Annotated in this window: 10 protein-coding genes and 1 pseudogene; 1 reads left to right on the top strand and 10 read right to left on the bottom strand. The window is 39.5% G+C overall.

Annotation, left to right across the window (positions count from 1 at the left end; translation table 11 throughout):
- Positions 1–31: 31 nt before the first annotated feature.
- Positions 32–5,671, bottom strand: a complete 5,640-nt coding sequence (locus N8M66_RS06655; RefSeq protein WP_261046304.1) for a ZmpA/ZmpB/ZmpC family metallo-endopeptidase — start codon at positions 5,669–5,671, stop codon at positions 32–34.
- A 383-nt stretch (positions 5,672–6,054) separates the two neighbouring features.
- On the bottom strand, positions 6,055–6,186 hold the full coding sequence (locus N8M66_RS06650; RefSeq protein WP_261046303.1) for a hypothetical protein: 132 nt from the start codon (positions 6,184–6,186) through the stop codon (positions 6,055–6,057).
- 18 nt (positions 6,187–6,204) lie between these two features.
- Between N8M66_RS06650 and N8M66_RS06645 the strand changes: the two are divergent.
- Positions 6,205–6,386, top strand: a pseudogene (locus N8M66_RS06645) (transposase); the annotation flags it as partial.
- A 78-nt stretch (positions 6,387–6,464) separates the two neighbouring features.
- On the opposite strand, the gene N8M66_RS06640 reads toward N8M66_RS06645, so the two are convergent.
- The 8 genes from N8M66_RS06640 to ftsZ form a co-directional block, all read right to left on the bottom strand.
- A complete protein-coding gene (locus N8M66_RS06640) occupies positions 6,465–6,833 on the bottom strand; it encodes a hypothetical protein (protein WP_201058863.1) in 369 nt (122 codons plus the stop codon).
- A gap of 111 nt (positions 6,834–6,944) precedes the next feature.
- Entirely contained in the window at positions 6,945–9,737 is a 2,793-nt protein-coding gene (ileS, locus tag N8M66_RS06635) for an isoleucine--tRNA ligase (RefSeq protein WP_261046301.1), read from the bottom strand.
- A 256-nt stretch (positions 9,738–9,993) separates the two neighbouring features.
- Entirely contained in the window at positions 9,994–10,779 is a 786-nt protein-coding gene (locus N8M66_RS06630; protein WP_042750728.1) for a DivIVA domain-containing protein, read from the bottom strand.
- An 8-nt stretch (positions 10,780–10,787) separates the two neighbouring features.
- Positions 10,788–11,573 carry an RNA-binding protein gene (locus tag N8M66_RS06625; protein WP_049491093.1) on the bottom strand — a complete coding sequence of 262 codons (786 nt, stop codon included), beginning with the start codon at positions 11,571–11,573 and terminating at the stop codon, positions 10,788–10,790.
- Positions 11,570–11,833, bottom strand: a complete 264-nt coding sequence (locus tag N8M66_RS06620) for a YggT family protein (protein WP_000576496.1) — start codon at positions 11,831–11,833, stop codon at positions 11,570–11,572. Before N8M66_RS06620 ends, N8M66_RS06625 begins: the two co-directional genes overlap by 4 nt.
- Positions 11,833–12,366, bottom strand: a complete 534-nt coding sequence (locus N8M66_RS06615; protein ID WP_049491094.1) for a cell division protein SepF — start codon at positions 12,364–12,366, stop codon at positions 11,833–11,835. Before N8M66_RS06615 ends, N8M66_RS06620 begins: the two co-directional genes overlap by 1 nt.
- Before the next feature lie 9 nt (positions 12,367–12,375).
- A complete protein-coding gene (locus N8M66_RS06610; RefSeq protein ID WP_049491096.1) occupies positions 12,376–13,047 on the bottom strand; it encodes a YggS family pyridoxal phosphate-dependent enzyme in 672 nt (223 codons plus the stop codon).
- A gap of 4 nt (positions 13,048–13,051) precedes the next feature.
- Positions 13,052–14,308: a cell division protein FtsZ gene (gene ftsZ / locus N8M66_RS06605; RefSeq protein WP_000144257.1), complete on the bottom strand. Its 1,257-nt coding sequence runs from the start codon at positions 14,306–14,308 to the stop codon at positions 13,052–13,054.
- Positions 14,309–14,322 lie beyond the last annotated feature (14 nt).

The raw sequence follows: 14,322 nt of genomic DNA, 5'->3' as shown, positions 1-14,322 counted from the left end.
TCTCATCCTGATTAGGAACTTCTATAATTCATTACTTTTTATTTGCAAAAATAGAGGTTCTAAAATCATTTGTTTGGTCTAGGTAGGCTTTAAAGACTGCTCTCTTAAGTTTATGAACTGCACTGTCAGTTTCTGGGTTATAGTCACTCCAACGCGTACCTTCTGCATCCTTGAGAACAGCTTGATCCATCAGTTCTTGCAATTCTTTTACTCTTTGAATGGTTTTCGTGGCATTGCTCATCCATGATTGCGACGGATCTTTAAAAGTAACTTTATTCAAATGATCAAACTGAGCAATACGTTCTTGATACATAGCTTTTTTAAAGGCTGCCCAAGATGAATACTGACCACCAAATAGCTTTTCTAAGACAAGCTTATCTGTCACTAATCCTTGCTTTTTACCGTAGAGGTTGATTGTCTGACCATTTTGTTTAGCAATTTCTTCATATTGGTTGGAAATATATGGTACCATACCATCTTTAAATCCTTTAGCAGCTAAGAGTTCATAAGCGATTCTTCGTCCCATAAGATCTCCAGGAGTTCCTTTCTCACTGCTCAATGCTGAAAAGATTGGTGCAAAGAGTTTAATCGTAAAGTAGCCATTTCTCTCATAAGTGCCAGCCTGATACTCACGAGCCGAAAGAATGTTATTATCAATCAAATTCTCAAAGCTCGTCAATTTTTTAGCTTCATCTTCAGTCAAATTTTTCACAACATTAGTAGCATAAACATCATTGCCATCAGCAGGATCTGTTAGATAGTGGTTCTCGATTTTTCTGAGAGCTTCCATTTTCTGGGAAACATTCAGTTTCTTAACGATTGATTGCCCTTCAAGATATTCCAACAGATAGATGAGATCAAACATGTTATGAACATATTTTTGGAGATCGGCTGCATCTTTGAATCGTTCCGTCGGATCTAAGACTTGTAGACGGGATCCTTCTAAGCTATCTGATTTTGAATGTTTCAAGATTGAGTTAATGGTAATGGTCGCATCATTTGGATGATCTGGCGCTTGTAATAAGCCTTTAGCAAAGAACTCAGGACCAAGACCACTTCTTCTACCATAGCCACCAAGATAGATATCCTGATCGGAATCATGGGTCATCTCATGGGTATACGTAATAGCACCATCCTTATCCAACATACGGTAAGACATATAATAGACACCATCTCCCGTTGCGTATGCACCGTGATGATTATGAACCACCTTGTTACCAACTGGTCCAAAGAAATGTTGCATTGCAGGATTTGAATTCTCAAAGTCTGCGATTGTTGAAGCCTTTCCTTCAGTATGATCATCACCAAATTTATAGGCATCATAAAGCAGGATCGTACGATAGAGTTTTTCACGTCCCTGATTATCTAAAATACGATACCAATAATCATAGTGATCTCGCTGACGCTTGGCTGTTTCACGCGCATTATCTTCAACAAACTTATTGAGTTCATCTCCAGCCTTATAGTCACTGTTGCGGTAGCGATCGTAAGCGCCAAATCCTAGGCTAGACAAGGTTGAGATGACAAATACAGATCTTTCTGGCAAAGTAAGGAGAGGCAAGACCATATTGCGGTATTTCCAAGTACTACTAGTAATTCGGTCATAAACACCGATAGAATACTTAGTCCCTGCTTGCTCTTGCTTGGCTTTGACCTCTGCAATAGTGGATTTTTCTTCGACAATGAAAGCTTTGGTCTGTTTTTTAAACCAGTCATTGTTGCTAGTGTTTGGTAAAAAGACTTTTCGGTAATTTTCTAGCGTGCTAAATAAATCTGTCGTTCCATGATGGCTAGCAAGACTGACACCATAAGTATCAACGTTGTTCTTAGCAAGCAGATTATTAAATCCTGATTTCCCTAACTCAATCAAAGTATCTAACGGAGATGCATTTCCTTTGCCAAAGAAATCAAGGTGATACAAGACCAAGTCTTTAATATTAACCTGACCATAGCTAAAGTTATACCAACGCTCCAAGTAGCTCATACCAAGAAGCAAGGCTTCCTTGTTACGCTTGATTTTATCTACAATATAACCTGTCATTACTTGATTGTTTTCCACTAGACCAGCATCCGCTGACAAGAGTTTTCTCAGACTGTCTTCTAGATGCTCCTTCGTTTTAGCAAACTGCTCTTCTAGATAGAGCTCGGTTTGCTTCACTTTTGGTGAAATACCAAGTGTGTTTCTAATAGCATCTGAATGATAATTTACCTTCTTCAATTCTGGTAAGACTTGCCGGATAATCGTTTCTTGATTATACAAGAATTGGTTTGGCGTATAGAGAAGCCCCGTATCTCCTAGACTATATTCTGCCAACTTAGCAAAATCATTCTGGTACTTGAGCTGGAATGTTTCAGAGGAATGATCCTGGTAATGGAGCAAGAGTTTGTTTGCAGTCTGTTTGTTGGAAACAATATCGGTGATGACTTGGTCATCCTTCATCATGACTGCTGACAAGAGTTCTTTTTGATATAAAAGACTGTTCTCATTGACCAGGTTTCCGTATTTGACGATGGTTGCCTTGTTGTAGAAAGGTAGCAATTTTTCAATATTTTTATAAGCCAAGGCGCGCTGAGCTTGATAATGCTTCACCTTAGAAAAATCACTTTCTTTACTACCACTTGTTGAAAGGGACTCCACTGTTGGAGGGGTGAGAGGATTGATTTCTACTTTTTTATTAGTCACTTCAGAAGCATCTAAAATTGTTCCTCTTTCTACAAATGATTCCTTGCTGACGACTTCTTCCCTGACCAAGGTGACATTGTAGACTCTATTAGCTTTGTTGCTGAATGTATTAGCCACCTTCATTTCATTATAGTGGTAACCGGTAATAGCATTCCCGTTGGTTACATTGACATCACTTAGTACATTGGTCAATCTTCCTGCATGCTGTTCCTCATTCGTCTTTCGATCCCACAAATATCCAGCCACACCCGCAACTCTACCAAAGTGCTTGACATTGTTGATATCACCTTCAGCATAGCTATCCTGTATATGCGCATCTTGGTCTACTAGACCTGCTAGCCCACCAACAGTCTGATCTGAACTATTCGTGTTGGAGGAAATGGCTACTGTCGCTTTTGACTTAGTCAGTGAAGCTCTGCCTCCTGTCAAATGACCGACCAAACCACCAATATTGTAGGCAGCAGTCGTTTCGTAGGTATTAACAATTCTTCCCTTAAAACTGCTCTCTGTGATGCTTGATTGGTCTGCCTTAGCCAACAAACCACCGATACCACGTTCCCCAGCCAGAACACCATCGACATGAACTTGCTTAATCTTTGTATTATCCGTAGCTTCATTGGCCAGTGAACCGATATCATCTTTACCTGAAATAGAGACATTTTTCAGACTCAATTTTTCTACTCTAGCCCCTCTCAAGGTTGCAAACAGTGGCTTTTTCAAGTTGTAAATAGCATAATGCTTGCCATCTTTTTCACCAATCAACTGACCAGTAAAGGTGCCCTTGATGTAAGATCTGTCATCAGGTCCCAACTCCACTTCGTTAGCATTCAAGCTGGCCGCTAAATGATAGGTTCCAGAGAGATTCTTGTTGATAGCTTTAACCAAGTTGCTAAAGGAAGTGAAGGTTGTTGTTTCTTCTGTTGCCTTTTTTGCGAGATAGAAGGTGAAATTATCGACATATTTATTTTCTAGCTCTTGCTGGAGTTTCTCAGCTTTAGCTATGATTTTATAAACGGATTGTCCATTTTTTATTTCTGCAGTTATTGAAGCGACAGGTAGATAGACATCTTTGAATGACGACGATTTTACCTTAACAAAGTAAGTGTCTGGATTACTTGGAACACTGTCTAAAGAAACATGTTGTTTGTAAGTACCATTGGTCTGACTATATAACTCCAGATCAGAAACATTTCTTAATTCAAGTGTTTTTTCTAGATCTTTTTCTTTTGGTTTTTCAGCCGGATTTTCTGGTTTTGCTTGCTCAATATTGCCAGTATATTCTGGAAGAGGGGCAATTTGTTCGGGTTCAACAATCGCTCCGGATTGGGTACCTGTATAAGATGGTTTCGATGGTACCTGTTCTGGTTCGACTATTGCTCCAGATTGAATGCCAGTATATTCTGGTTTTTCATTTGTCTCAGGGGCTACAACAGCTCCCGATTGCTCACCTTTATATTCTGGCAAGGAAGGCTGAGTCTCCGGTTCGACGATGGCTCCAGCTTGAGTTCCCTTGTACTCTGGTTGTGGAGCTACTTTCTCTGGTTCAACTATTGCTCCAGACTGAGTGCCTGTATAGGCTGGTTTTTCAGTTTTCTCAGGGGCAACTATTGCATCAGATTGCTCACCTTTATATTCTGGTAGGGAAGGCTGAGTCTCCGGTTCGACGATGGCTCCAGATTGAGTTCCCTGATATTCAGGTAGCGGAGCTACTTTCTCTGGTTCAACAACCGCTCCGGACTGGGTACCTGTATAGGATGGTTTATCAGCCGTTTCTGGTTCTACAATGGCACCTGATTGAATCCCTTTGTACTCTGGCTGTGGGGCAACTTGCTCAGGTTCGACAATAGCACCGGACTGAGTGCCTGTATATTCTGGTAATGAGGCCTGAGTCTCAGGCTTTCCTTTTCTTGCAGAGAATGGTGCTTCACTCGGAGCAACTGCCTTCTTAGTCCCCTTCTCTACTATACGTGGCAAGGCTTCTTCTACTTTAGTTGATAGAACTTCTCTAGAAATTTCTTGATTTTCAACAGTGAAAATGCGAACAAGTTCAATCTTTTTCCCAGCACGACCTTCTTGTTTGACACGAATGGTTCCCTCTGCTAGTTCTGGATTCTCTTGAACCACTTCTGAAAAGTCTAGTTTGGTTTCAATCTCTTGATCTTTGTATAGAAGCTCTGGTTTGTTCACGCGGCCAGCTAAGACTTCATCCTGAGGATCCACACTAGCAATACCAGACGGCTTTTGATTGGGTGAATCTTGAGAAGGGATTAATTTCTCTACTGGACGGATTTGAGACGGTTCTTTCTGTTTATCTACTGCCTGTTGTCCACCTTCCTTGCTCTGGACATGAGGGTGAACCGTATCCTCTAGTTTCTGAGCCCTAGTAGCAGTTTCTTGCTGATTAATCTCTTTGTCTTGCTTAATATAGCCTAAATAGGTATAACCTGACAGAACTCTTGGCAGAGGCAGACTATCTCCTTGGGATAATTGATATTCTTGATTATATTGGAGCAAGAGTTGATTTTCAATAGCCTGAACCGAAGAAACCAAACCGCTCCCCATGCCTGTTATCAAAACAACCTTCAACAGTGCTTTCTTCTTGCCTTTCTTTCTCGAAACAGCAAAAATGAGGAGTCCAATCGAAGCCAGTGCTCCACCCGAAAGGACGGTAACCAGATTACTGTGCTCACCGGTATGAGGCAACTGACCTAGTTGGGCTTTCTCATCCATACGGTAGACTAGATAATAGGTACTCTCACTGTCTTCAGCAATATTAGGAAAATCCTTTACAATCAAGTCCTTCTCTTGCTTACTTAACTCTGTATCTGTCACATATTTGTAGTGAACAGATACATTTTCTTGAGCAAATACGGTCCCACTGCTAGCAATGGACACAAAAAATAAGCTCGAAATTGAAGCAGACACAAGACCAATCGCCAACTTTCGTAAGGAAAAACGATGCTGCTTCTCTCCAAAAAATTTTTTCATTCTATATCCTCTCTATTATTTTATCCATTTCAAAATAGAAGAAGCAGTTTGCTTCCTCACTCTGATGAACTTACAAGAAACAAAAATACTTCTATATATATTTTGATATATTCAATCTACAAGCATCATTATACTATAAAAAGAGTTCCTTGTCTCAAATAAATGCTTTAGATTTTACGAATGAAGTAGCTTATTTATCCTGTAAAATTTTCCGTCAATTGGTAACAAAAAAATAAGGCTAACCGCCTTCATACTGTAATAAGTATTTCTAACAAAGATTCAATTCATTCCACCTCAGTTCGAAAGATATGATTCTTCAATTTCGAATTTTTTCAAAATTTCAAAGTATAGGAATTGCCAATAATTGTCATAATTTATCCTATCTAGTCCACGAATGGGGTCAATCCAACAGAACTACCTACGATAAACAATACAGACGGTGCAGGAGTCACACGCTCATCGTCCTTGAAATACACAATAGCCACAATTCTTAAAACTAAAATAGTAACTTTCATCAATCATGAAATCATTGAAAAATCGTCAACGCCCTTCAATTACCCTATTCTAACTCCAAATCAGAAGCGACCAATAATCTCATCAAACTTATCGAACGAAATGCCTTTGGTTTTCGAAACTTTGAAAACTTCAAAAAACGATTTTTATCGCTCTGAACATCAAAAAAGAAAGGACGAATTTTGTCCTTTCTCTATCTTAGCTTTTCTTTAATCCACTACTGCTGACAAAGAACCAATTTTAGAGTTTCTCCATTTACTCTACTTGACAAAAACTCTATTTATAGTTCAACTTTAAATTTTTTGAGGCTTCCTAAAAATAATGAAGCACCAACAATAATGACGATTCCCCCTATCCATCCTAAGAATGGAACCAATGCAAGTGCAGAACCAACAATTAATAAGACTGAGGGTGCAATTGAAATTCTATTATCATCTTTATAGTATATTAGTGAGAGAATACCTAGAATTAAAATTCCAATTTTTACTAAACTAAAAATAATAAAAATAATTCCTAAGATGACACCAACAACTTCTTCATTATCAAATATAGAGGCAATCATAATTATAATAATTGGCAAAATGGCTAGAATAGTTCCTGCAACTAAACCAATGATACCATCTAATTGAGCAAGTGTTTTCTTTTTCATCAATACTTCCTTTTCATTAAAAATTAATATTATACATTAATTTTGTTTAATATTTTCTTTTATATCAAACTAAAATACACACACAGAAAACATTTTCAATCTATCATTCGATTATTTCTCTTCAAATCCTTCTGCGACTGCGTCCGCAAAGTTTTCTTCTACGATGCTTGCACAGTGGTCACAGATGACTGCGTGGTAGCTGCGTTCTGCTGTTGTTGGGTCGATTCGACGGCAACGGTCACATACTTCACCTGCAGCGCGTTCAACAGTGAAGGCCACATCTTCGAAGCTAACAGCAGTTTCTGGAGCTGGTCCTTCTGCGATGGTCAATTCAGACACGATCAAAAGTTGAGCTACATTGCTGTTTACTGCTTCGAGTAGAGTTTTCACAACTTCGTTTGGATAAACTGTCAAGTGTGCTTCAAGTGATTTACCGATAACTTTGGCATTACGAGCTTCTTCCAAGGCTTTTTGAGCTTGTCCACGGAAATCCATAAAGGCTGCCCATGTATCCATGATTTCTTCTTGATTAGCAAACGTCTCTGCTTCTGGCAATTCTGACAATTGAACGAAGTCTTCTGCTTCAAACTCAAGATATGACCAGATTTCCTCTGCTGTGTGAGGAAGGATTGGTGTCAAGAGTTTGGTAATTTTCACAAGAATATCATAGAAAACAGTCTGCATTTGACGGCGTTCCAGTGATTTGGCACCTTCGATATAAACAACATCTTTGGCAAAATCAAGGTAGAAGGCTGACAAATCAACGTTGATAAAGTTCACCAAGGCCTTGTAGATTGTCAAGAATTCAAAGTTTGCATAAGCATCACGAATGGTCTTAACAAGCTGGTTAAAGCGAATCGTCATGTACTTATCAACTGAACGTAGTTCTTCATAAGCTACTGAATCTTGAGCTGGGTTAAAGTCAGAAGTATTGGCAATCAAGAAACGAAGAGTGTTACGGATCTTACGGTAAGTTTCAGAGACTTGGCTCAAGATATCCATAGAGATACGCACGTCATTGCTTGAGTCAACACTTGTTACCCAGAGACGCAAGATTTCCGCACCAAATTGTTTTTCAACATCACTTGGAGCAATGGTATTTCCAAGAGATTTAGACATCTTCTCACCTTTACCATCAAGGGCAAAACCTTGTGACAAGATTTGTTTGTAAGGCGCTACGCCATGGTTGGCAACAGATGTGATAAGTGAAGAATTGAACCAACCACGGTATTGGTCTGAACCTTCTAGGTAAAGGTCTGCTGGGTAAGTCAATTCAGGACGGTTTACCACAACTCCATTCCATGATGAACCTGAGTCAAACCAAACGTCCATGATATCTGTTTCTTTCTTGAATTCGCCATTTGGTGAACCTGGATGAGTAAATCCTTCTGGCAAGAGGTCCTTAGCATCACGTTCCCACCAGATGATAGAACCGTGTTCTTCAAAAAGTTGAGCCACGTGCTCAATGGTTTCAGCTGTCATAATCGCTGTACCGTCTTCAGCGTAGAAGATTGGAAGTGGAACACCCCAAGCACGTTGACGAGAGATAACCCAGTCGCCACGGTCACGTATCATATTGTAAAGACGGACTTTACCCCATTCTGAGTGGAATTTCACTTTTTCAATTTCATCCAAGATTTCTTGGCGGAATTTAGAAACTGAAGCAAACCATTGTGGAACTGCACGCCAGATGATTGGTTTCTTAGTACGCCAGTCAAATGGATAGGAGTGAGAGATTTCTTCTTGGGCAAGAAGGAGGCTACCAAGTTTTTCAATAACAGTTGGTACAACCTTTTCGTAGAATTGACCTTCAAACTCAGCACCAGCATTAGCCATCATGATACCGCGTTCATCAACAGTGACTGCGACTTCAAGACCATTAGCAATACCGACATTGTAGTCGTCCTCACCAAAACCAGGGGCTGTATGGACAATACCTGTACCAGAGTCAGTCGTAACGTGGTCACCCAGAATTACCAATTCATCTACAGCAGTATCCCATGGGTGTTCTGTTACAATGTGGTTCAATTCTTGACCACGGTAAGTTGCCAAGACTTGAACATCAGCCCAGCCAAATTTCTCAGACAAGCTAGTCAATAATTCTGCAGCAACCACAAACTTACGAGCTTCACCAGCAGGTTGAACCAAAACATAATCAATATCTGCACCAACAGTCAAACCACGAGAAGCTGTGATGGTAAATGGAGTTGTTGTCCAGACTACGATATAAGTATCTGTATCTAGAACACCTTTGCCATCTTTTACCTTGTTGGCATAGTAAAGGGAAGTTGAAACCAAGTCATGGTATTCAATCTCTGCTTCAGCAAGGGCAGACTCAGATGACCAAGACCAGTAAACTGGCTTGGCACCACGGTAGATATAGCCTTTATTAGCCATTTCTCCGAAAACACGGATTTGAGCTGCTTCATAGTCAGGAGTCAAAGTCACATATGGATTTTCCCAGTCACCAGAAACACCTAAACGTTTAAAGTCTTCACGTTGTTTATCTACTTGAGAAAGAGCGTATTCACGGCAAAGTTTCAAGTACTCAACCAAGTCCATTTCTTTACGTTTGACACCTTGTTTTGCCAAAACTTGCTCGATTGGCAGACCATGAGTATCCCAACCTGGAATATAAGGAGCATAAAATCCTGACATTGATTTTGAACGAACAATGATATCTTTTGAAATCTTGTTCATAGCGTGTCCAACGTGGATATTTCCGTTCGCGTATGGAGGGCCATCATGCAAGGTGAAATGAGGTTTTCCTTGGTTCAATTCTTGACGACGTTGGTAAAGTTTTGCATCTTCCCATTCCTTTTGCCAAACTGGCTCTTTGGTAGGAAGTCCTGCACGCATTGGGAAAGCTGTTTTCCCAAGGTTAAGGGTATCTTTGAGTTTCATGGTATCTCCTTTATAAATAATAACAAATTAAAAACCACGACTTCTAAAAAGGACGAAAATCGTGGTACCACCTTTGTTCGAAAAAAGACTCAGCTTTTTTCCTCTTATCCCGTAACGTGGGGAACGTCAAATCTTACTCCATTCAGACTTGAATTTTTGAGAGGATAATCTTATCGTTAGGGAATACAGGACTCACACCATCTCCTGCTCGCTGGAAATATAAGGATAAAATATTGTTCTCACATATCACTATTCATTATAAGATTAGGACAGATTCTTTATTTGTATCTTCCTCATTCGATGAAGGGCCTTCGACTTCAACTGGCTCTAAATGTTCTTCTACATAATGATCTTGTTGAGCTTCAAATTCAGCTAATTCTCTATTACCAGCCTCAATTCGAGCTTGTAACTCAGCCATTTCTTCAGGTGTAAATTGACGAGTCATATCGATTGGTTCTTCTTCTGGTTGTGAATATACCGATTCACCAAGAACTTCACCAACAACTTCTTTAAATGCTTCATCACTTGTCTGAAGATAGGTAGCTGTTGGGCGCAGAATATCTTCCCAATCTGATGATTCAACAATTGCTAACTGACTCTCAATTGTAGATTTGAGACGTTGGTGGAAGACACGGCTTTTGTTCTTCAATTCTTCAGTCTCAACAGCAACTTTCTTAGCATTATCAGTAGCTTGACGCAAAATCTCATTAGCCTTATATTTTGCTTCTTCAAGCAAACGTTGGGCATCTTGCTCTGCCTGTTGGATAATATTATTAGAACGATCTTGAGCAGCTTGTTTCACACGCTCTGCCGTATCTTGAGCAATCAATACTGATTGACTCAAAGAATCTTTCATCTCATCAAAGTAAGACAAACGTTCTTCCAAGCTCTTGATATGCAACTCTTTATCATGATTGCTTCGAACTAAATCTTCATAATCACGAACAACGATTTCAAGAAATTCTTCAACTTCTTCTGGATCAAAACCTCTAAATCTTGTACCAAAGGTTTTATCTTTAATTTCTAATGATGTAATTGGCATATTATTCCTCACTTACTTAATAATAATTGGACCGTTAATTTCTTTTTATCTTTTTTTGTTTGCCCATTATCTCTAACAAGTTTCAATCGACCAAATTTCCTCACACTAATCAAATCACCAACTTGAACTGCATAATCTGATTTTTCAACTAAATGGTAATTAACTTGGACTGCCTGTTTTTCAATTAACTGACTTGCCTGATTTCTAGACAGCTTTAAGACACCTGCTAGAAAAACATCTAATCTAGAACTAGCAATACAAATATCTAATTCTTGATAATCTTCTACTGTAGCAATTTTCTCAGTAAAATCCCGTTCTTCTAGACGAACCGGTAAACGAGCAATTTTCGTAATGCCGTCTTGAAAAAGGAGCATAAACTGTCGATTAATGATAATCTGTGCCCTCTCTTCGTTGACTAAGATATCACCAAATAGCTTCCTATCAATTCCCAGCTTGTTTAAAACAGTCCCTAATATTTTTGCATGCGTTAAGCGTTCAAACTTATTAGGGTAGACAATTTCTTGCAAGGAAAGTTCAAAATCAGAGAATTCTGGCTCAAAATAATCAGGATACAGTAGAACTCGTACATATTCAGTTTCAAGAAACTGCCGACTGCTCATGTAGGAGATGCCGTTGGTTGATGCTAGCACCTTTAAAATCTTTTCTTGATGGGGATTTACAAAGGGTGTTAAAAAAGGAGAATAAGAATCTTCTACCTTTTTTATCCATTCTACTCCCTTATCAATAAAAGACGAATCATTCTTAGAAAAGTGTTGATAAATCATCTTGTTCATAGAAAGATCACTAAAAGTCGAATCAACTGTTCCCCTAGGAAGTGAACTAGTAATACCGCAATCCAGACAGACAAATCAAGACCTGCAATCTGGAGGGGTAAACGTTGCAAGGGAGCTACTATCGGTTTCACTAAACTAATAATCAAGCGTCCAAGACGTGATTCATAAGCATTGGGAAACCAGGACATCAGAGCAAACACGATTAAAATCAGTGAATAGATATCCACTGCATTTTGAACAAAACGAATGAGAAAGATCATTATCTTACTCTCGTACGTTTCATATCAAAGCCAAATTCACCATTTTGTGATTCATCTGGAATTTTGATATCTTCAATATTGACGACAACATCAACTGGTGTCAGCAGGTACATAGTAGATGCTACCTTTTTCATGTTACCAGCTAAAACGTGGCGCGCCCCATCCAGATAGTCCAAACAACGACGTGCTTGAACTTCTGTCATATATTGGAAATCAATCAAAATACTTTCGTTACCAGCTAATAAATCAACAATATCTGTGGCATCTTCGTATTTACGTGGATAACGAACATCAATTGTCACCTTATCAGTAGAACGTTGACTTTGCATAGCTAACTCTTGTTGACGGGCATGAAGACGAGTGATGTTTTTATCTTTAGATGGCGTACTAGCAGCTTGTTGAGGCAGCTCTTGAACAGAAGGGACTGGAGTCACAATCGGCTCTTCAGCTTTAGACTGGTATGCAGTACCAACATCTTCTCCATCTTCTGTAAAATAATCTATAAATTTATCAAATCTATCTTTTAAAGACATATTTCTTTCCTATTTAAAAAATGCTGTACCAATTCTGACAAATGTTGAGCCAAATTCAATCGCTTCCTTGTAGTCACGACTCATACCCATACTCAAGTCCGTCATTGGCATATTGGGAATTTGTTTTTCTCTAATTTCTAGTTGCAAATCCTGCGTAGCTTTAAAAATTTCTTTCAACTCATCACTACTAGCTTCAAAAGGAGCCATGGTCATCAAGCCGACATATTCGATTTTATCTAAGGTGGCCAATTCTGGCAAGAGCTCTAATAGTTCTTCCTTTGAAAAACCATGTTTGCTCTCTTCCCTTGAGATATTTACTTGTAAGAAACACTTAACAACTCGGTCACTTCTTTTTTGAATTTCCTCTGCTAGCTTTAATGAATCCAAAGCGTGGAAATAATCAACATACTGAATGACATCTTTGACCTTGCGTCTTTGCAAGGTTCCAATCAAATGCCAGGTAATATTTCTATCTTTTAAAGCTTCATATTTCTCAAGAAATTTATCCACACGATTTTCACCAATATGATGCACACCTAGCGGAAGCAAAGCCTCCGCTGTCGGTACGTCTACATATTTTGTAACAGCAACAACCGAAACAGAATTAGCTTCTCTTCCTGCCTGCTGACTTGCATCTTTTATTTGTTGAAAAACACGTTCTGTATTTTCTTTCAAATTCATTTACTTAACGATTTTTGAAAAATGGAGGAGTATCTAATTCATCCTCATCGTGTAAAGATGGTGCTTCGAAACGTTCAACTGGTGATACAACTGAATCAGTTGGTCGAACAATTGTCTCACGACGCAAGTCCCAATCACCAAATGCTGAAGATTGAGAAGTTTCTGTACGGCGAGGTGCTGGACTTGGAATTTCTGCAGTTTCAGCCATATCAAACTGACGATTATGATTGTGTGCATGACTAGGACTTGCTTGTTCATGACGGACAACTTGTCTTGGTGCATGGCCCACAACTTTTTCCACACGATCTTGACGAACACCAGTTGCCACAACTGTAACACGAATTTCATCTTTCATGTTTTCATCGATAGATGTTCCGAGCCAGATGTTCACTCCTTGACCAGCTGCTTGGTTGACAATTTCTGATGCTTCTTCAGCCTCAATCAAAGTCAAGTCGAGACCACCAGTAACGTTGACGATGACATCCTCAGCACCGTCAATAGTTGTTTCAAGAAGTGGTGAGTAGATTGCCTTACGAGCTGCTTCTACCACACGTTCTTCACCACTACCGATACCGATACCCATTAGGGCGTTTCCTTTATTTGCCATAACTGTTTTCACATCGGCAAAGTCAAGATTAATCAAACCAGGGTTTGTGATCAAATCAGTAATCCCTTGAACACCTTGGCGAAGTACGTTATCTGCTTCGCTAAGAGCTTCAAGAAGTGGCGTTTTCTTATCAACAATTTCAAGCAAGTTGTTGTTTGAAATAATCAATAGAGTATCTACATGCTCACGAAGTTGATTGATTCCTTCGACAGCATACTGACCACGTTTGCTTCCTTCGAAACCAAAAGGACGTGTCACAACACCAACTGTAAGAGCACCTAAATCTTTAGCAATGCGGGCAATAACAGGAGCTGCACCAGTACCAGAGCCACCTCCCATACCTGCAGTAATGAAGACCATATCTGCTCCAGTAATAGCTTGAGTCAAGGCTTCTTCGCTTTCTTCAGCTGCCTTTTGACCAACTTCAGGTCGACCGCCAGCACCCAAACCACGAGTCAATTTAGGGCCTAACTGAATTACAGTCTCAGCTTTTGTACTACTCAAAGCTTGTACATCTGTGTTTGCTGCGATAAATTCTACGCCTGCAACACCTTCGTCAACCATGCGGTTAATGGCGTTACCACCACCTCCACCAACACCGATTACTTTAATAACTGCACCTTGAGCTGCTGCTGTATCAAATGAAAATGTCATAGTTTATTTTTCCT

Source organism: Streptococcus mitis, from assembly GCF_946188585.1.
Classification (GTDB): Bacteria; Bacillota; Bacilli; order Lactobacillales; family Streptococcaceae; genus Streptococcus; species Streptococcus mitis_DG.
This window is presented reverse-complemented; position numbering and strand designations above follow the sequence as displayed.

What these genes read in the sequence shown, in the direction of transcription:
- N8M66_RS06655 (WP_261046304.1), bottom strand. Translation starts at nt 5,671, where the DNA reads ATGAAAAAATTTTTTGGAGAGAAGCAGCATCGTTTTTCCTTACGAAAG.
- N8M66_RS06650 (WP_261046303.1), bottom strand. Translation starts at nt 6,186, where the DNA reads ATGAAAGTTACTATTTTAGTTTTAAGAATTGTGGCTATTGTGTATTTC.
- N8M66_RS06640 (WP_201058863.1), bottom strand. Translation starts at nt 6,833, where the DNA reads ATGAAAAAGAAAACACTTGCTCAATTAGATGGTATCATTGGTTTAGTT.
- ileS (WP_261046301.1), bottom strand. Translation starts at nt 9,737, where the DNA reads ATGAAACTCAAAGATACCCTTAACCTTGGGAAAACAGCTTTCCCAATG.
- N8M66_RS06630 (WP_042750728.1), bottom strand. Translation starts at nt 10,779, where the DNA reads ATGCCAATTACATCATTAGAAATTAAAGATAAAACCTTTGGTACAAGA.
- N8M66_RS06625 (WP_049491093.1), bottom strand. Translation starts at nt 11,573, where the DNA reads ATGAACAAGATGATTTATCAACACTTTTCTAAGAATGATTCGTCTTTT.
- N8M66_RS06620 (WP_000576496.1), bottom strand. Translation starts at nt 11,833, where the DNA reads ATGATCTTTCTCATTCGTTTTGTTCAAAATGCAGTGGATATCTATTCA.
- N8M66_RS06615 (WP_049491094.1), bottom strand. Translation starts at nt 12,366, where the DNA reads ATGTCTTTAAAAGATAGATTTGATAAATTTATAGATTATTTTACAGAA.
- N8M66_RS06610 (WP_049491096.1), bottom strand. Translation starts at nt 13,047, where the DNA reads ATGAATTTGAAAGAAAATACAGAACGTGTTTTTCAACAAATAAAAGAT.
- ftsZ (WP_000144257.1), bottom strand. Translation starts at nt 14,308, where the DNA reads ATGACATTTTCATTTGATACAGCAGCAGCTCAAGGTGCAGTTATTAAA.